15 protein-coding genes and 1 tRNA gene are annotated in these 19,007 nt (G+C 25.7%); 7 read left to right on the forward strand and 9 right to left on the reverse strand.

Features of this window, described 5'->3' with window-relative positions; all coding sequences use genetic code 11:
- The 3 genes from MBBAR_RS02670 to MBBAR_RS02680 all read left to right on the forward strand — a co-directional run bounded on the left by MBBAR_RS02670 (position 1) and on the right by MBBAR_RS02680 (position 1,905).
- Positions 1 to 819, forward strand: coding sequence for a formylmethanofuran dehydrogenase subunit C (locus tag MBBAR_RS02670; protein WP_080459736.1), 819 nt, complete (start codon positions 1 to 3; stop codon positions 817 to 819).
- Positions 820 to 1,275: 456 nt separating this feature from the next.
- Entirely contained in the window at positions 1,276 to 1,569 is a 294-nt protein-coding gene (locus MBBAR_RS02675; RefSeq protein ID WP_080459737.1) for a DUF2097 domain-containing protein, read from the forward strand.
- Positions 1,570 to 1,593: 24 nt separating this feature from the next.
- Entirely contained in the window at positions 1,594 to 1,905 is a 312-nt protein-coding gene (locus MBBAR_RS02680; protein WP_080459738.1) for a DUF2097 domain-containing protein, read from the forward strand.
- A gap of 195 nt (positions 1,906 to 2,100) precedes the next feature.
- On the opposite strand, the gene MBBAR_RS02685 is transcribed toward MBBAR_RS02680, so the two are convergent.
- The 3 genes from MBBAR_RS02685 to modA form a co-directional block, all read right to left on the reverse strand.
- Positions 2,101 to 3,210: an ATP-binding cassette domain-containing protein gene (locus MBBAR_RS02685; RefSeq protein WP_249025013.1), complete on the reverse strand. Its 1,110-nt coding sequence runs from the start codon at positions 3,208 to 3,210 to the stop codon at positions 2,101 to 2,103.
- Between the two features lie 40 nt (positions 3,211 to 3,250).
- A complete protein-coding gene (locus MBBAR_RS02690; protein ID WP_080459740.1) occupies positions 3,251 to 4,033 on the reverse strand; it encodes an ABC transporter permease in 783 nt (260 codons plus the stop codon).
- A 177-nt stretch (positions 4,034 to 4,210) separates the two neighbouring features.
- Positions 4,211 to 5,014 (reverse strand): molybdate ABC transporter substrate-binding protein, encoded by an 804-nt coding sequence (gene modA / locus MBBAR_RS02695; RefSeq protein WP_080459741.1) that lies wholly within the window; start codon positions 5,012 to 5,014, stop codon positions 4,211 to 4,213.
- A gap of 1,031 nt (positions 5,015 to 6,045) precedes the next feature.
- Here modA and MBBAR_RS02700 point away from each other — a divergent pair.
- Complete coding sequence (locus MBBAR_RS02700; RefSeq protein WP_080459742.1) at positions 6,046 to 6,891, forward strand: AAA family ATPase; 846 nt, start codon at positions 6,046 to 6,048, stop codon at positions 6,889 to 6,891.
- Between the two features lie 654 nt (positions 6,892 to 7,545).
- Here MBBAR_RS02700 and MBBAR_RS02705 read toward each other — a convergent pair.
- Positions 7,546 to 7,860 carry a hypothetical protein gene (locus tag MBBAR_RS02705; protein ID WP_080459743.1) on the reverse strand — a complete coding sequence of 105 codons (315 nt, stop codon included), beginning with the start codon at positions 7,858 to 7,860 and terminating at the stop codon, positions 7,546 to 7,548.
- Between the two features lie 345 nt (positions 7,861 to 8,205).
- Entirely contained in the window at positions 8,206 to 8,433 is a 228-nt protein-coding gene (locus tag MBBAR_RS10195) for a hypothetical protein (RefSeq protein WP_080459744.1), read from the reverse strand.
- A 517-nt stretch (positions 8,434 to 8,950) separates the two neighbouring features.
- On the opposite strand from MBBAR_RS10195, the gene MBBAR_RS10445 reads away from it, so the two are divergent.
- The gene (locus MBBAR_RS10445; RefSeq protein WP_080459745.1) at positions 8,951 to 9,811 is read left to right on the forward strand and encodes a hypothetical protein; all 861 of its coding nucleotides are present in this window, start codon (positions 8,951 to 8,953) and stop codon (positions 9,809 to 9,811) included.
- A 377-nt stretch (positions 9,812 to 10,188) separates the two neighbouring features.
- Here MBBAR_RS10445 and MBBAR_RS02720 read toward each other — a convergent pair whose 3' ends face one another.
- From MBBAR_RS02720 to MBBAR_RS02735, 4 genes are all read right to left on the reverse strand, one after another.
- Entirely contained in the window at positions 10,189 to 12,024 is a 1,836-nt protein-coding gene (locus MBBAR_RS02720; RefSeq protein WP_080459746.1) for a DUF128 domain-containing protein, read from the reverse strand.
- Between the two features lie 438 nt (positions 12,025 to 12,462).
- Positions 12,463 to 13,788 (reverse strand): type I glutamate--ammonia ligase, encoded by a 1,326-nt coding sequence (glnA, locus tag MBBAR_RS02725; RefSeq protein ID WP_080459747.1) that lies wholly within the window; start codon positions 13,786 to 13,788, stop codon positions 12,463 to 12,465.
- A gap of 620 nt (positions 13,789 to 14,408) precedes the next feature.
- Entirely contained in the window at positions 14,409 to 15,563 is a 1,155-nt protein-coding gene (locus tag MBBAR_RS02730; protein WP_080459748.1) for an aldo/keto reductase, read from the reverse strand.
- A gap of 571 nt (positions 15,564 to 16,134) precedes the next feature.
- A tRNA-Met gene (locus tag MBBAR_RS02735) sits at positions 16,135 to 16,243 on the reverse strand.
- Positions 16,244 to 16,721: 478 nt separating this feature from the next.
- Between MBBAR_RS02735 and MBBAR_RS02740 the strand changes: the two genes are divergently transcribed.
- Positions 16,722 to 17,543, forward strand: a complete 822-nt coding sequence (locus MBBAR_RS02740) for a succinylglutamate desuccinylase/aspartoacylase domain-containing protein (RefSeq protein WP_249025014.1) — start codon at positions 16,722 to 16,724, stop codon at positions 17,541 to 17,543.
- Positions 17,544 to 17,684: 141 nt separating this feature from the next.
- Positions 17,685 to 18,935: an adenosylhomocysteinase gene (locus tag MBBAR_RS02745; protein WP_080459749.1), complete on the forward strand. Its 1,251-nt coding sequence runs from the start codon at positions 17,685 to 17,687 to the stop codon at positions 18,933 to 18,935.
- The last annotated feature ends 72 nt before the right edge of the window (positions 18,936 to 19,007 follow it).

Consider the following 19,007-nt stretch of genomic DNA (forward strand, 5'->3'; position numbering starts at 1 on the left):
GTGTTTAATTTGAAAACTATAACTTTTAATCAAAAAAAGACTTCTTCAATAGCACTTGAATTTGATGAATTAATTCCTGATGAAATTTATGGTTGGGATAAATCTGATTTTGATAAATATATGGTGCCTATTGGGAATTCCAGATTTCCACTTTCTGATTACTTTGATGTAGAAGTGGAAGGAGAAGCTGATTCTCCTGCTCAAGTTAAAATGGTTCTTAATGGAGATTTGGGTAGAGTTAAGTATATTGGTGCTAAGATGACTGATGGTCAAGTTATTGCTAACAGTAGTGTAGATCTTCACTGTGGTGCTGAAATGGCTGGAGGTAGCATACTTGTTAATGGTGATGCTGAAAGTTATGCTGGCAGGGAAATGACTGGTGGAAATCTAGAAATCATTGGTAATGTAAAAGAATTCTGTGGTGCTTCTTATATAGGTGATTGGAGAGGTATGACTGGAGGAATCATTACTATTCATGGTAACGCTGGAAAGCAGTTAGGTGAATGTTTAACTGGTGGGGAAATACATGTTAAAGGTAACTGTGATATTCTCGCCGGTATTCACATGAACAAAGGTCTTATTCAAATTGATGGTGATGTCACTAGATGGCCTGGTGGTCAAATGCAAAATGGGGATATTGTTATCAATGGAACTCTTTCAAGATTCCTTGAAGGTTTTGAACAAGAAGAAGTTGTTAAAAATCCAACCATTGCTGGAAAATCTTTTTCAGGAAATTATATAAAGTTTACTGGGGATATTGCTAGAAATGGTAAAGGAAGTCTCTATTTAGCTGCAGAAAAAAATAGACATTTGCTCTAATTTAACCAACTTTCTTTTTTATTTTTTTTATTTTTTTTTTATTTATTAATATTTATTAATTGCAATTAAGGAGATATATTAATTTTAATATGATATTTTTATATTTATTATCATTTTTAGAATCTTATTCTAAAAAATTATCCTGTAAAATCTAAAATTAGAAAATTTAAAATAGTTATTAGAATAATTATTAAAATAATTAAAACATATTATATTATATAGATTTAGATATGATATTTTAAAAATATGATATTAAAATTAATAGAGTCAATAATTAATAGGATCAAATAATTAATTTGATCAAAAATAATTAATATGATTAAATAGTTGAGATGATAAATAATTAATTAGTTAAATTTATTAATTTAGTAGATTTATATAAATCAACAATTTTTAGATGTTAATGACTGATAAAAATTATTTTATCAATTATCCAATCTGGATTAAGTGATATTTATGAAAGAAGAAATTGTTTTAAAGCCTGATGAAGCTTTAGAATATGTTAAATTGAATGTAAAAGAAGAAGATGTGTTAGAATTATCTTATAATAGAGTTTATGCTCCAGGAGATGTCTTAAACATACAAGTTGAAGAAGAATTTGGGGAAGAAAACGTCATTGTTTCTTTACATTTAAATGGAGAACTTGTTAGTGATGTTGTTAGAGTTAATTTAAATGACATTAAAGATGATTTATTAGAAATAGGTCATATTAGTGGTGAAAAAGAGACTATTATTGTTATTGAAGATTAATAAATGATATATGTGGGTGAGATTATGAATACAACAGAATTTGAAATGGACTGTGATAAAGCTATTGAGTATATTAAAGAAAATGTTCAGATTTATGACATATTAGAACTTTCTTATAACAGGGTTTTCACTCCAGGGGAAGTTTTAAATATTGATACTTCTGAGTATAATGGTAAAAGTGGTTTAAAAGTTGTTATTCATGTTTCTGAAGATACGTTTACCTCTACTGTTGAGGTAGATCTTGAAGAAGTTAAAGAAGAGTTGATTGAAGTTATTCATATACCACAAAATAAAGATGAAAAAATAGTAATTATAATTGATAAATGTGATATGTAGATATTTAATAATTATATTTAATTAATTTACTCTTTTTATTACTCTCTTTATTTATTAACCTTCTTCGCTTATTAACTTTCTTTGTTTATTAAACTTTGCTTATTAATCTTTTTTATTAACTTTTTTGTTTATTAACTTTCTTTATTATTTTTTTTTGTTTAATCTAATTCTATTTTATCCTATATCTTATATATTTTAATTTTTAATCTTTTTATAGTTATATTTGTCTAGTATTGTAACATTCAATGATTTAAAACTTATATAAATTTCTTTATTTAACTTAACTTTTAAAACATCAGCAGAACTCTTTGTTAAAAGTCCTCTAAATATATCTCCTCCCACATCAACACTAACTAAAACAGTTGGCCCTGTTTCTTTAATATCTACAATTTTTCCTTTCAGCTGGTTTTTAGCTGATGATTCAAATTTTTCATTAGAAAATATAATGTTTTCTGGGCGAACAGCAATTAAAATTTTCTCTATTCCTTTTTCTTTTATCTTTCCAGTACATTCTGTGTCTGAACTAGTAATTAATGAACCACTATCTAATTTTACAATTATTTTTTCTGAGTCTGCATCAACAACTTTTCCTTCAAATATATTGCGAACTCCTACAAAATCAGCAACAAAATTGTTTTCTGGTTTGGAAAATACTTCATGGACAGAGGCCAATTGCTGAACTTTTCCATCTTTCATCACACCAACTCGATCTGCTAAATTCCAGACTTCATTAAAATTATGTGTTATGTGAATGACTGTTGTTTTATAGTCCTTCACTATGTGTTTAATCATCGAAGTTAATTTTCCTTGTGTTGTAATATCAAGTGCACTAAAAGGTTCATCCATCAGTATTATTTTTGGCTCTACAATAAGTGCTCTTGCAAGGGATGTTCTCTGTGCTTCCCCTCCACTTAATGTATTTATGTCACGATGAAGTATATGGGAGATTTTCATCTTTTTAGCTATATCCTTTATTTTTTCATCAATTTCTTCATCTGAAAACTTTTTTTTAGCTCCATAAGCAATATTTTCATAAACATCCATATTCGGAAATAGAATATTGTCTTGATATACTATTCCTATTCCTCTATCTTCGGGATGTAAATTATTAATTATATTACCATTTAACTTAATTTCACCTTTATTTGGAGAATAAAAACCAATAATAGTTTCTAATAGGACGGATTTTCCACTTCCTGTAGGTCCAATGAGTATTACATATTCTCCTTCATGGATACTAAAATTTATATTTTTTAATATAAAATCTCCTAAATCTACAGTTAAATTTTTTATTTCTAAATACATGATATCACAGAATAATAATATAGGTAATAATTACTAGTAATTATAAATTACTTTCTTTTGCATATCTTTCCATCACTGCTATTGTTATGAATGATATAAGAACTAATAGTATTCCTGCTGTAATTGCCATATCTATATCTCCTGTTGATAAATTAAGATACATTGAAACAGCAAGAGTCTCTGTTTTCATTAATATACCTCCTCCAACAAACAATACAGAAGCGAAAGTTCCGATACATCTAGCAAGCGTTATAATACTACTTGCAAAAAGTCCATTTTTAGACATAGGTAAAGTAACATTAATAAAAGTAGCAATCTCACTATATCCAAGACTCCTTGAAACAAATTCATATCTTGGATCTATATAATTGAAAGTTGAGTATAAAGTCCTTACTGCATAAGGAAGTGCAACAAAAAACTGTGCAATGATTATACCAGTACTATTAAATACAAGTTCAATTCCAGCATTTTCAAGATATGATCCAATACCATTTGACCCTAAAAACATTAAAAGAGCTATTCCTATAACAATTTCTGGAAATGCCATAGGTAAATCAATAATAATATTGAAAAATCCTTTTAAAGGAAATTCATATCTACTTAGTGTATATGCCATAGGAATACAACAAACCATAACTAATATGGCGGACACTATAGAAGTAGTTAAAGTTAGAGAAATTGCAAAAATCATTTCTTCTGAGAATAATGCATCTACGAACCCTTGAAATGTTGGTATTAGGAACATACTCCCAATAACTACAAAAAATATTATTGTTATAAATACAGTTAACCCTATAAATGTCAATTCAAATTTCGATCGCATTTTTTACCATCTTTTTACAATTTACTCAATATATTATGAATATTAGAATATTTTGTTATATAATATTAAATATTATTAGATATTAGAATATTATTAGAATATTTAAAAATATAAAATATTTAAAAAATAAAAAAGGATTTAAGATAGATTAATTAGTTATCATAGATAATTATTTACCTATATTTCAAATCCCCATTCTTTCCATATTTGTTTACCTTCTTCTGAGGTAACAAACTCTTCAAATTTGTCTGCTGCTGATTTATCTTTTACAAATGAAGTTATTCCAATAGGAACAGTACTCTCTATATTTTCATCATCCGGTATTTCTATAACTTCTATTTTCCCATCGCCTTCTTTCCAAACAGTCATATCTTCCCAAATTATGGTTGCATCGACTTGTCCAGTTACTATATATGTGAGTAGCTGATTAACAGTGGTTGTTGTAACTACTACATTGGACTGGACTGAATCAGTTAAATTATTTTTTTCAAGTATTTTTTGAGTGGTTTTACCAATAGCTGGACCATCTGCTTCACCAACACCTACTTTAACACCAGGCTTTGCTAAATCTTCAAGTGATGTGATGTTTTTAGGATTTCCTTTTTGAACAACAATCACAGGAACATTTTTAGTTATATTTTTAACAGTATTATTTTCCATATAACCATTGTTCATAGCATCTTCCATATATTTGTAATCAGCAGGTAAAAAAACATCACCACTTTTTTGTGTTTCGAGAGTAGCAAATAACTCTCCACTACCTCCGTATTTGGCATTTACTTTTATATTAGGATATTTTTTATTAAATTCACTGATAAGATCTGCACCAACTTTACTAAAACCTGCACCAACTAGTACATCAATGCTTCCTTCTTCATTTGAACCACCACTTGTAAGTGTCCCACTTACATATAATCCTGCAATAGCAATTGCTGCTATTATAACAATAATTAAAATTATTATTTTATTATTTTTATTCATATAATCATTCCTACTTTTTTTTTAAAAAAATATGTCAATTGTGAAATATTTTTCATATCGGATATAAGTTTGTATTACCTTTTATATAAGTTTTTTTACTTAATTCTTAGTTATGCAGGTATTTAAATGATTTTTTTTATAATAATTGGTAATATTTAGGTAATATTCTTAGAAATTTCTTAACTTTTAGAAAAATAACTACAAAATGAATTAACTGAAAAAAATAAGATAATTAGTAATATTGCAGGAGAAAATATTAATTTGAAAAAATAGAATGGAATTCTTAATAAAAAGCAAATATAGAGTGAAAAAAGATTAGCAAAAGTTGAAGAAAATGTTTCTTCATTAATGAATGTTGATTATAAAGAGTTTCTTGAATTTATTAAAAAGAGAGGGTAAAAAATAATTATTATATAAAAAAATTAATTAAAAAATTTTTTTTATCTAATATTCAGTGTTTTAAAAATGGTTAATATGGTTATCTTATTTTAAATGTTTTGGCCATGTGCATTAAAGTTTCTAAATTTGGAGCTCGAAGCATTGCATATGTTTTGTGCTATCTAATCTATATTTGTTTAAATTCATAAGAGTTATTCTTTTTAAGCTTCCATATGCAATTGTCCCATTAATACAATTTGAATAACTTTATAACACTTACTCCTGTTTTCCATCTGTACTATTATAAATTATACTACTGAATATCCCAACTGTACTTTTATTTATATTAAAGTTAATATCGGAAGGTATTTCAACTTGTATATTTTCTTCTGTAAATGTGTTGTGGTATTAGCAACTATGCTCCAGTTGCTATAGCTATTATTAAAATTGCTATTCCAATTATTACTATAAATTTTTTCATATTATGTTTATCTCTTAAAAAAATAATATTTTTTTTCTATTTAATAATATATTTATTAGATGTTCGTATATAACCTTATATATTTAATTCTTAGATTAGTTTTCATATACTCCTTTGGATTAATTATATTTTATATTATCATTATACTTTTTTAGTGTAGGGGATGATTATTATGAAAACTGTTGAAAATATATTTGATGTAATAATCCAACAGGAAGGTACATTATTTAAACAATCAGAAGTATTTACATTAGAATATTTACCAGAAATATTAAGATTTCGTGAAAAACAATTAAGAGCTATGATAAATCATAGTAGACAATTAAACAGTGGTCATGCTCCAACTAATATGGAAATTACAGGGCCATATGGAACAGGTAAAACAACAGCTGTAAAGAAATATTTTGAATTAGTAGAAAATAAATTCAATGTAGCAACAGCTTATATTAACTGTGAATTTGATAAAACAGAAAACCAAATGCTAACAAAAATCTATAATAAACTATATAAAAAAAGTGTTAAAACAGGAGTAACAACTAATATTCTTAAAAATAAGATAGTTAACCATCTTGGCAAAACAGAAAAAGTATTAGTGGTTTGTTTAGATGATTATGGATCAAATAAAATATCTGGTGATGATATTGATCAGATAAACAAAGTTATGTACACTTTACTCAGAGCTCATGAAATCGATCATAAAGCTAAAATTAGCCTAATAACAATCACCAATCGTAGGTACATTAATTTTGTATTGTCTCAAAGTGTTGAAACAATATTCAGACCAGCTAATGTTAATTTTGACGCATATACTTTAAGTGAGATACATACTATTTTGAGTGATAGGTGTAAATTAGGCTTTGCTCGAGGAGTTATTAGTGAAGAAGTTATTTATATGGTGGCTGAGCATGCTTACCGTGAAGGAGACTTAAGAATAGGTATAAGATGTTTATATGATGCAGGTCGTAATGCAGAACTTGTAGGAAGTAGTACTATTGAAAGAGAACACTTAGACTTCTAATTTTTTTTATTTTTTGAGTTATATGATGAATTATATCTCGAATCCACTACTGTTGCTTAAACTTGAGTGGTTATTCTTTGAAACTTGTTTTTTTAATTTATCATGGAATTTTTCATAATAATAATCATCATGATACTTACTATTAAGGAATTTTCTATATTCTCCAATGTTTGAATTTAATGTGTGAACAGCTCCACTAGTGAATTGGATTGATAAAACTTTTTTAATAGGGTCAAATCCAATTTTATGTATTATAGGGCTGTTTATTTGATGTTTAGGTTCGTTAATATTTTCACCCCCTGCTTTTATTTTTATGAATGGTTATAAGTTTTGATAAAAGTAATATATAATAATTGTTGATTTGTATTGTTAAAAAATTAATATAAACATTATCAATAATTTATAAAAATTAGCATGAAATGGAAGAAAAGTTATAATAATATATAAAATACGGTTAAAGTGTTATATTCTAATAATCAACCTTTTTCTTATAAAATTTTCTAAATAAATTTGAAAAAACTCTAAAAAAGCACTAGAATATATTTTAAACACTTCAACACAAGAATTAATATCCCATCCATAACTAAAAGAATTGTCCCTTGTGATTTTTAGGGATATGATTAGAATATTGTAAATAATAATAAAAAATGATTCTTAATTTGTTAGTCTCCAAGATTTTAATTTTAAGATATAATGTTTTCTTTCATTAATTGGGATATTAGATTGTTTTTCATATTCTTCTTCAGAACTGTATGTAATGAGAATTACATCTTTATTTAAATTTTCTTTAATTAAATCAGTATCTTTTTCTGTTAAATTTTTAAAATATATTTTTTCATAATTCTTATTATCATTTGCTGATTTGTAATTGATTCTGACTATTCCTTCTTCTAAGATGTGTATTTCAATTTCAAAATTATGTTTGGAAGGGTTTTTTACTTTTTTAATATTCAATATTTTTTTTGTCATTTTAATCAAAACTTATGGATTTTTTTTATTCTCATGTTTTTTATAATTTTTATAAATTATTTAAATATTGGGTTTTTGTTTAAAACGATAATGACTATATTCGGCATTATAATAATTATTTTATAATTTCTTGAAGATTTTAATAAAAATAAAAGTATTATAACTTATGATAGAATTAAAAATTTTAAAAATAAAACAATAATAGGATGTTTTTTTTCAAACATTTTATTTTTATATTAAAATATAATTTAATTACTTATAATATAAAAAATTATTTAATTATTTATAATATAAAAATATTTAAAAATGCTTTAAATGGATTTCTATAAAAATTTTGTTTATTTGCTAATAACTAACTCTTTGATTAAAGCTATGCTTTAAGAAAATCCATCCAACTAAAAATATCGCATATATTATTGTTGTGGCGAATATTAAATTAAAATTCATCATTTTATAATCACCACCTGTATTATATATATGTTTTTGATATGTTATAAAATGATGTATAAAAGAAAAACATTTTTGCAGATGTTTACAATTAATGTAAACCTTTACAGTAACCTTTACACTCATACCCCTTAAGATTGTAAATTAACCTTTACAAACCTTTAAAAAATTCAGTTTTCCTTCACAAAATATGATGATGTGAATGTGTGTGGGTGTATATCAAGATTTATTAGAAGGTAAAAAAATTCAAAGATGAATGGATTATATAATGTTTAGTTTTGCAGCTGTAAAAGTAAACATTTCAAGTGTAAATCTTTTTAATATTTTTGAGTTTGTCTATTTTTGAGTTGATATTTTTTATTTTTTTCCCATTTTCCTTTTTGTATTGTTATTTGGTTTTTTAATCCATTTTTAGTCTTAAATATTCTTTTTATTGATTTAGGAAGAGTGTTTCTGAAGTAATTTTCAATTTTATTATTTTGTTTTTATTAATATTTATTGTTTTTATAACAACTAACTATTTATAGTATTAATTATATAATATAATTTATACATTAACATTTTTATAATATTAATATTCTTTTTTTAATAATTTTATAAATTTTTGTATAAATTAATATATCTAAAATTGGGGGTATTTTTTATGAAAAAGTATTTATTTCTATTAATAGCTGTTTTTTTAATAGGAACCATTTCTGCTGCTGTTGCTGATAATGGTACACTAGTTAATGAAACTACTGTAAAAGTAAATGAAAGTGGGGAACTTAAAGATTATAATTTTTTATGTGTTGATGAAGAAAGAATTATATATTATGGAGATTCTCTTCCTATTAGTTCAAAAATAACTACAAGAGAAGGTGTTGTTGAATACATTGTAGATAATTATCATAATAATAGCTATGATGATTTGCAGGAGGGTACTTGGAATATCACTCAAAAAACCAGTTTACCGTGGGTAGAATATCCAGATTTTTACACAGCACAAAAAGTAGTAAGCACTGATAAAATAGTTACTATTGAAGAGATTAATAGTTCTAATTATACAGTTACAAGATGGACTGATGAGACATATAACTTTATATTTAGAATGATGGGTGATGGTTGGAATGAAGGAAAACAAGATTTATTATTGTTTCAAGTAGATTCTTTCATAAAAGATATAATTGAATATGTAAAGATTCCTGTTGATCCTAACAATGAAACTAACACAACTAATAATACTAATACAACAAATACTAGCATAACTAATAATACCAATACAACTAATGATACTAACATAACTAATACTAATACTTCAAACAATACTAATATTAATAATAACACAGAAGCATTTAAAACTAAAAATTCAACTCTTAATAATGATACTATTTTGTCATATAATAAAGAAGATAACGTTATCAACAATACTCATGCTAGTATGAAAGAAACTGGTTTACCAATTTTATTTTTAATATTAGTATCAATCATTTCTGCAGCAATCTATAATGCTAAAAGAAAAAAATAATAAATTTTAAATTATATTAAATAATATTTTGAGGTAGGTCTTCTATTGATCCACCCTACTTTTTTTATATAATTTTGTGCTACTTTTTCAAAGTGAAAATCCGAAGGATTTATTGCTTTGAAATCAAATCATTAAATAGAGAATATGTATTTTTACGCTTTATATTAATATATGTTCTTCATTTTAATATTTATATCTTTTTAATCATTAATATCCAAATTATTAAATGAATAATCCAATAAAAAAATTTAAAAAACAAAAAAATATCTTATTTTAAAATTAAAGAAAAATATTCAAAAAAAAAGAAATTTTAAATTTTAAGAAAAATAAGGATTTCTACAAAGCTATAATTATAATAAATATAATAGCTATACTAATTATAATAATTCCATTTCATCAATCTCTATTGTTCCTTGAACAGCTTTAATATTAACATCAATTCCACTTTCTTTAATAGCTGCTATCTGGTTTAAACCACTTCCTGTGACAAAACCAAAGTTGTATCTATCTACTTTTGCATTGTAAACAAGTTCTCTAGGTTTTCCTATTTTAAAAATAGGTAACTTTATTTTTTCCATTCTATCTAATATTTCTTTAGTTTTATCTCTTGCAATAAATGGAACTTCTTTTATTGATGCAAGTATTTTTTTTGAACCATTAATATCAAAATTATAATCTGGATTATTCAAATAATTTTCATCATGATTAGACTTGTTAAGAACATAAGTCATATTTTTAAAAATAAATATCTCGTGTGGATCTATTGAAGAACCATCATATGAAATTAGTTCTGTAAAAAATGGATTTTTTCCTATTTCTAAAAGCCCTCCATATTTTGGGGTTGACATAATTCCTTTATTGATAAGTACTCCATCACTTGATAAGCTACAAATTGTAGCTATACCTACTTTATTATTTTCATAATATTCTGTTCCTTTTTCAGGTTCAACTATTTTATAATATGGACTTAAATATCTCTTAGATAGCTTATAACTTTTTTTCATGATTTCTATAGATTCTTCTAAATCTGACCTATCTACATATGATAAATTAGTTATTAGCTTTCCTTCACAAGTTTCAACATCGAAATCAACATTTTGAATAAGATTCCATGCTTTTGAAAGTAAAAATGAAACTTTCAATTCTTTTTCTTTAGCTGAAGGTTTTAGAATACTATTTTTTTGGAGTTTTTTACTATTATTATTGGTAGAATTTTTTCTTTTTCTAAGGACATTATGTGCAGGTTTTAAATTTTCAAAACTAGCCATTTCATCACTTATTTTCATTTCAATAGGATAATCTAGCTCTTTAAGTGTACAAAGTGGTGTTATGCCTGCAATAATTGCTATACCTGCCATACTCTCATTTACATTAATTCCTAATACTTTTTCTCCACCTTCTCCTATTGATATAACTCCATCAATTCCAATTTTGTTTAAGTCACCTAAAATAGCTTTAGTTTTTTCAAGAGAGTCTTTTGGTATTACCCTAAAATTAGCAGGAATAACTCCATTTCCAGTTTCTATAACATCCAAAACTGAAGTCATACCATCAGCTATGAATGCATTTATAGGGGTGATTGAAGTCTTTTTATATGATATTAATTCAGTAAATCTTTGAGGAACATAGTTTTTGACTTTTATGAGTCCTCCATAAATAGGTAAACTAGGAATGCCTTTTTTTAAAAATATTCCATCTATAGTAGTTCCACATATAGTTCTTATTAAGTATTCTTTACTATCAGAATTCTCAATATTCCTTGTTTTTAATCCTATGTATGGGCTTATATGTAATCCTGATGAAAAGACACTTCTCATTGTTTCTATAGGATTTTTTTCTTTTTTATTTAATTCTGAATCTTTTAAAGTGACACTTGAAACATTTACAACCAAATTCCCTTTTTTTGTTTCATAATCAAAATCAGTTTGATATATCATTTCTTCGAATTTTGAGAATACAAAATCAACATGGTCATATATAAGACCATTTTTTAGCTGCAATTTACCATAATTAGTTAATTTTCTTCCAGAATATCCAACTTTTTTAGTAAACCCCTTTTCATCAAGAATTTGCATATGATATCGGATAGTTCTCTCTCCTAGATCATATCCACGGCTTATTAATTCCTTGGAAACAACCCTTGCACCGACTGGTTTATCATATTCATTTATAATTCTTAATATTTCAATTATTTTTTCTTGTGATTCTGACATAAAAAACTCCTAAGAATCAGTATTTTTAATAATAATTATATTTTAACAATAGTTAATTAATAACCTTGTTAAATCATAGTCCTATTATTATTAAATTATTATTTATATTTATCTATATTAAAATATTTATAGAAAATGTTCATTATGATTGAAATATTATTCATTATAATTAAATATTTATAGAAAAAATTTATAATTTGGAGTATTATTAATTTAAATATTATTAATATTGATGATATTATTGATATTATAAATATTTTTAAAATAAGCAGTTTATTTGTAAATTTAAAATTAGCTATAAGATTAAAAATAATAAAAATTTAATAGTAGTATTTAAAGAATAATCTCTAAATTTTCTACTATTTTATAATATATTTTGTATATTCCTTAATATTTTTCATTATTATTTATAGATTAAAGAATTAATAAATTAAAGAATTAAAGACTCATATATTTTTTCTGTTCATATCCGAACACTTGTATTCTGTATTCATCCCATTCTGCGTATTTGGATTCTAAGAATTTTTCACTAATATGGGATCCAAGTCCCTTTTTAAGGACTTCATCTTCTTCAAATGCATGATATGCTTCCCATAAGCTTGCAGGTAAAGTTTTAATTCCTCTTTCTTCAAGTTCTTCATCATTTAATTTATAAATGTTAATTTCTGTTGGGTCTCCAGGGTCTATTTTATTGTTTATACCATCTAAACCTGCTTCTAACATAGCTGCAAATGCAAGGTAAGGATTACATGATGGGTCGGGACATCTATATTCGATTCTTGTTCCTTTTCCACGTGCAGCTGGAATACGTATAAGGGCAGATCTATTTTTAAGTCCATAAGCAACATAAACAGGTGCTTCATATCCTGGGACTAATCGTTTATAGGAATTTACAGTAGGTGCAACAACAGCAGATAGAGCTGCTGAATGTTTAAGTAGTCCACCCATAAAGTATAATGCTTCTTGAGATAATCCATTTTCACTATTTTCATCAGAGAAGAGATTTTCTCCATTCTTAAATAAGCTTTGGTGACAGTGCATTCCACTACCGTTTACTCCAAAGAATGGTTTTGGCATGAATGTTACCATATATCCCATATTGTCAACGATAGCTTTAATAGCTTGTTTAAAGGTTATTACAGCATCAGCTGTTTTCAATGCATCGTCAAACTTAAATGCAATTTCATTTTGACCAGGAGCAACTTCATGATGGCTTGCTTCTACTTCAAAACCAAGTTCTTCTAGGTCGAAAACTAATTTTCTTCTAAAATTAGGTCCTTTATCTAATGGTTCAACATCGAAATAGCTTGCATCATCATGTGGGATGTAATTACCTTCTTCATCTTTGTCTATTATGAAAAATTCTGGTTCAGGTCCAATATTGTAGTTATATCCTTTATCACTAATTTTTTTCAGTGATTTTTTGAGTATACTTCTTGGGTCTCCCTCAAATGGGGTGTTATCAGTATTATATATATCACATATAAATCTACATACTCCAGATTCTTCTGGTCTCCATGGTAAAAGGGAAACTGTGTTTGGGTCTGGTTTCATTATTAAGTCACTATCATTTATTTCAACAAAACCATCTACAGAAGATCCATCAAATAATATTCCATCATTAAACATATCTTCTAAGTCTTCATCACTCCCAAAAGGAACAGATACGCTTTTTGGGATTCCATTAATATCTACAAATTGCAATCTTATAAATTTAATTCCTTTTTCATTCATTATTTCAATTGCGTTTCCTATAACATCCATTAAATCTTCTCCAATAAGAAATTAGCCAACATAAATTTTGATTAGCTATTAATAGTTTTATTTTGTTTAAAAATTTTAAACAATGTCAACATAATCATTATATATCATGGTAATATATCAACCAACTATTTCGACTACAAAAATTTTACAATTTTTATATTATATTAGTTTTTTTATTGTATTTTTTTTATGTGATATATGATTATATTGTATATTGATTTCCTTGTTTTTATATTTATACAATAAATATTGAAATTTATAGTTGTAATTATTAGTAGTCGGAAATAATTTTCCTACTCATGGCATATAAATATTTCTAATTTATTACTTTTTAATAAAAAAATATTAATTATAATTTTTTAATTTTAATCTTTGATTCAATCTTAACCAATTTTCAATTTTAATTAGTTTTTAATTTTAATCAACTTCAATCTTAATTAGCTTTCAATTTAATCAACTTCAATTTTTAATTCAATTTTTATTGTTTTCAATTTTAATTTTCATAATTCAAATCTATATTTAAATTATTTATTTTATATTTAAATTATCTATAACATTGATTTTGTCTATAAATATTGATTTTATCCATATATTTAATTTAGTTTTAATATTTAAAAAATCTATCTACCAAAAAGTTTTTTTACTTTTTCCAATTCTTTAGGAATATTTATCATTTGAGGACACATTGATACACAATCTCCACATTCTGTACATGAAGATGCATAATTTTCTTCATCAAGGAGTGAAAAATATTGCATTGAGCTAGCTTCAGGGTCATCGAGCATTTTAGCTATATTATATTCTTTAAAACAAGTAGGTATATCTACTTTTTCTGGACAGGGCATGCAATAATTGCATTGTGTACATTCAACATCTTTTTTATCTCTATATGCCCTAGCTACTTCTTTTATCAATTTTTTTTCTTCATTAGTAAGAGTGTTTGGATAGCTTTGATTTGCTATAGATATGTTTTCTTTCACTTGTTCTAAATTACTCATTCCACTAAAAACTGTACTAATTCCTTCCATGTCCCATAAATATTTAAATGCCCATTCCAAGGGGCTACGCTTCACTTTTGCACTATCCCAAATTTTTTGAACATCTTGGGGTATGTTTTCAACAAGTTTACCTCCTCTTAAAGGCTCCATAATCATGTTCCCCATATTTATACTACTTAAATATTGTACTCCATTAATTCCACTTTGATAACCTTCATCTAGATAATTCATCTGGGTAAGAACAACTTCCCATTCGTAAGAATCAAGAATTTCAAGTAAAAGATCTAATTCATCATGAAAAGAGAATCCAATATGCTTAATTCTTCCATCTGCCAATGCATCATCCATAAATTCAAAAACATCGAGGTTAGTTAGATTTTTCCAATAATCTTCTTTTAATGAGTGAAGTAGATATATGTCTATACTATCGGTCTTTAATCTATCTAACTGTTGATTTAAAAAGATATCCATATCTTCTTTTTTTTCAACTATCCAAGTTGGAAGTTTTGTTGAGATTAATACTTTTTCTCTGTATCCTGTTGATAAAAAATCTCCTAAAAATGGCTCACTTTCTCCCGGTTCATTGAAATCAAGTGTGTGATAAGAATAAGCTGTATCAATAATATTTATTCCATTATCAATTCCATATTTAAGCATTTTTGAAGCTTCTTTTTCATCAATTACATTTGGTTTGTTTTCTATTATTGGAAAACGCATAGCTCCAAAACCTAAAATTGATACTTTTTCACCAGTTTTTCCTAATTCTCTATAAAGCATCTTAACACCTAAATTATTCTCAAAACTATTCAATTTATAATTCTATTAAATTATATTTATAATTCTATTGAACTATATTTATAATTCAGTTAAATTTTACTCTATAATCCTAGAAATTTACTTAATAATATTAAAATTATGTTTTATAATCTTATTAAAATTAGTTATAAAATTAGTTTATATTATTAAATATTAATAATTATAATAATTATAATAATAATTTTAGAATTATTATTATTATTATTTTGATAATTAATATTAATAATTAATTTATTATTATACTATCAATATTATTATCTAATATTAAGTATTATCTAACAGTAAGTTAACTTTTTATTATGTAAATTATGTTATTTTTAATATATCTTGTTTTACTAGTATTATATTCTAAATTATTACTATTATTTTAAAATTATTATTATTTTTAATTTTTTAGGCAGTAATCTTTGAATTTTTTATCTTAGAATTTTTTATCTGCACTGTTTTAAAACATTTTGAAAAAAGAATAAGTTTTTAAAATACTTGAATTTGTATAAAAATAAAAATATAATGTTTCCTGGGATATATATGATGCCGGGAGCGGGATTCGAACCCGCGGCCTCACGGTATCCCAGGAATTAGTCAGAGCACTGCTTAAAACCCTATGAGCCGTGCGCTCTAACCAGCTGAGCCACCCCGGCATCTGACTATCATCTATCAGATTATTATCACATTTAAACTTTTCGATTATTTTTGATTATATCTTTAGATTTTCAATAAGTTCTAATAAATATTTAATATATTTATGATAAATTGTTTATATTATATATACTTATAATAACTATTATAGAAGTATAATAACTGTTATATATATTATATAGAAATACAACAGCTGTTATATATATTATATGGAATTATAATAATATTTTATGTATTATATAAATATAATAATCATTGTATATATTATGTTGGATTATAATAAGTATATTGTATTAATAATTATTATATGTTATAATAGATATTATATTATAGATATTATAAAAGACATTATAAAAGTTATCAATTATAATAATTATTGATTATATATTTGCTATGTAAACTATCATACAACAATTATCATTTTATTTAAACAATTATCATTGTATAAATCAATAAAAACTTAAAGATGGGGGACTTTAAATGAATAACAATCAAAAGATTTTAATTTCTATAATAATTATTTTACTTATGTTAATTTCTTTAACTACTATTTATTTTGTTTTTTTGGATAAAAATTCAGTAAACATTGACTATATTAACTCTGAAAATGGAGCTGATGTTAATAAAAATAATGTTTTAAGATCTAATCTTATTATACATAATCATTCTAATTTAAGTTTAGCTATGATTGATTCAGCTAAAAATGGAACTCCAGTTATTCAATTTGGGAATGGTGAGGAACCAGTAACATTTATTGTTGCAGGAGTTCATGGAAACCAACTTCCTCCTCAAATAGCTGCAATACAGCTTATTGATTATTTGGATAATAAAAAAATTCATGGAACTGTTTATGTTGTTCCGTTTGCAGCTCCTAATTTAACTGCTAATAATGAAAAACTTTTGAATGGTCAAAATCTTAATACTGTTGCTGATGAAGTAGGAACTCCTTCTAATGATATTGTTACATATGCTGCTAGTAGAAATTCAAGTTTTGTTGGTGATTTCCATTCAACAGCTCCTGGTGCTGTACCTGGACATGATACAATAATGTGTTCTAAATATCCAACTTATGATAGCTATTTATTTGCAATTCAAATGACTAAATTTTTAAATGAAGGTATTGAAGTTCATGAAGTTGCAGGAGTTGATTATGAAGGAGCTATTGAAGATGTTTTAAATATGAAGGGTACTCCTTCAATCACAGGGTTATCTACATCTCCTCATGGTGATATTTCTTCTGGAAGTGTTGAAACTTCTTTTAATCAAATGTTAGCTTTGTTAAAGTCTAATGGGAACATTTAATAATTTTAATAGATAATAAATCTCTTAATAAATTTATTTTCAGAATTATTTTTTTGTATTAATGATTATAGTATTAATAATTTTATATAAAATGAAAATAAATATAAAATTATATTAAGATTAATAATATTTGTGATTTTTATGAGTAAAGTAAGAAATATGAATTTAGCTGATGAAGGTATTAAGAAAATCAAATGGGTTCAAAAACATATGCCCGTTCTTGAACACATTAAAAAAGAATTTGAACGGACAAAACCTTTTGAAGGTATTACTATAGGTTCTTGCCTTCATCTTGAGCCTAAAACAATTAATCTTGGTTTAACTCTTCAAGCTGGTGGAGCTGAAGTTGCAATGACTGGATGTAATCCATTATCTACTCATGATGATGCAACTGCAGGGGGTGCAGCTCTTGGACTTAATATGTATGGTTGGAGAGAAGAAACCGAAGAAGAGTATTATGAAACTATAAATGATGTTCTTGATCATAAGCCTGATATAATCATTGATGATGGTGCTGACATGATCTTAGTTCTTCACCAAGAAAGAAAAGAATTACTTTCTAATGTTAAAGGGGCTTGTGAAGAAACTACTACTGGAGTTCATAGATTAGAAGCTATGCATGCAGACAATGCTTTGAAAATTCCACTTATAGCTGTAAATGATGCTTATACTAAATATTTATTTGATAATAGATATGGTACTGGTCAATCAACTTTTGATGCTATAATGGGAACTACTAATATGTTAATTGCTGGTAAAACTGTTGTTGTTTGTGGATATGGTTGGTGTGGCCGTGGTGTAGCTACTAGGGCAAATGGTTTGGGAGCTAATGTAATCGTAACTGAAGTTGATGCTATAAGGGCACTTGAAGCAAGAATGGATGGATATAGGGTTATGCCAACAAAAGAAGCAGTAAAACATGCTGATTTATTAATAACCGTAACTGGAAACATTAATGTTGTTAGTGGGGATGATTTTAGAAATATGAAAGATGGATGTATGTTGGCAAACTCTGGGCATTTTAATGTTGAAATTAACAGAGAAGACCTTGAAAATCAGTCTGTATCTGTTGAAGAAGTTAGAGAGAGTGTTGAAGAATTCACCATGGAAGATGGAAGGAAAATTTATCTTTTAGCTGATGGACGTCTAGTTAATTTAGCTGCAGAAAGAGGACAAGGACATCCTGCAGAAATAATGGATTTAAGTTTCGCTGCTCAAGCACTTTCAGCTAAATATATAATCGAAAATGATCTTGATGTTGGAGTTATAAAATCTCCAGATGAACTTGATTATAAGATAGCTGGTTTAAAACTCAAAGCTATGGATATTGAAATTGATAACTTGTCTGATCGCCAAAATGAATATTTAAATAATTGGCAAGAAGGAACTTAAATTTATTTATATCTCTTTCCTTTTTACAAACCTTTCTATAAGTTTATAAAATTTATAAAAAATATATCAGTT

The sequence above is a fragment of the Methanobrevibacter arboriphilus JCM 13429 = DSM 1125 genome (assembly GCF_002072215.1).
Classification (GTDB): Archaea; Methanobacteriota; Methanobacteria; order Methanobacteriales; family Methanobacteriaceae; genus Methanobinarius; species Methanobinarius arboriphilicus.

What these genes read in the sequence shown, in the direction of transcription:
- MBBAR_RS02675 (WP_080459737.1), top strand. Translation starts at nt 1,276, where the DNA reads ATGAAAGAAGAAATTGTTTTAAAGCCTGATGAAGCTTTAGAATATGTT.
- MBBAR_RS02680 (WP_080459738.1), top strand. Translation starts at nt 1,594, where the DNA reads ATGAATACAACAGAATTTGAAATGGACTGTGATAAAGCTATTGAGTAT.
- MBBAR_RS02685 (WP_249025013.1), bottom strand. Translation starts at nt 3,210, where the DNA reads ATGTATTTAGAAATAAAAAATTTAACTGTAGATTTAGGAGATTTTATA.
- MBBAR_RS02690 (WP_080459740.1), bottom strand. Translation starts at nt 4,033, where the DNA reads ATGCGATCGAAATTTGAATTGACATTTATAGGGTTAACTGTATTTATA.
- modA (WP_080459741.1), bottom strand. Translation starts at nt 5,014, where the DNA reads ATGAATAAAAATAATAAAATAATAATTTTAATTATTGTTATAATAGCA.
- MBBAR_RS02700 (WP_080459742.1), top strand. Translation starts at nt 6,046, where the DNA reads ATGAAAACTGTTGAAAATATATTTGATGTAATAATCCAACAGGAAGGT.
- MBBAR_RS02705 (WP_080459743.1), bottom strand. Translation starts at nt 7,860, where the DNA reads ATGACAAAAAAAATATTGAATATTAAAAAAGTAAAAAACCCTTCCAAA.
- MBBAR_RS10195 (WP_080459744.1), bottom strand. Translation starts at nt 8,433, where the DNA reads ATGAGTGTAAAGGTTACTGTAAAGGTTTACATTAATTGTAAACATCTG.
- MBBAR_RS10445 (WP_080459745.1), top strand. Translation starts at nt 8,951, where the DNA reads ATGAAAAAGTATTTATTTCTATTAATAGCTGTTTTTTTAATAGGAACC.
- MBBAR_RS02720 (WP_080459746.1), bottom strand. Translation starts at nt 12,024, where the DNA reads ATGTCAGAATCACAAGAAAAAATAATTGAAATATTAAGAATTATAAAT.
- glnA (WP_080459747.1), bottom strand. Translation starts at nt 13,788, where the DNA reads ATGGATGTTATAGGAAACGCAATTGAAATAATGAATGAAAAAGGAATT.
- MBBAR_RS02730 (WP_080459748.1), bottom strand. Translation starts at nt 15,563, where the DNA reads ATGCTTTATAGAGAATTAGGAAAAACTGGTGAAAAAGTATCAATTTTA.
- MBBAR_RS02740 (WP_249025014.1), top strand. Translation starts at nt 16,722, where the DNA reads ATGAATAACAATCAAAAGATTTTAATTTCTATAATAATTATTTTACTT.
- MBBAR_RS02745 (WP_080459749.1), top strand. Translation starts at nt 17,685, where the DNA reads ATGAGTAAAGTAAGAAATATGAATTTAGCTGATGAAGGTATTAAGAAA.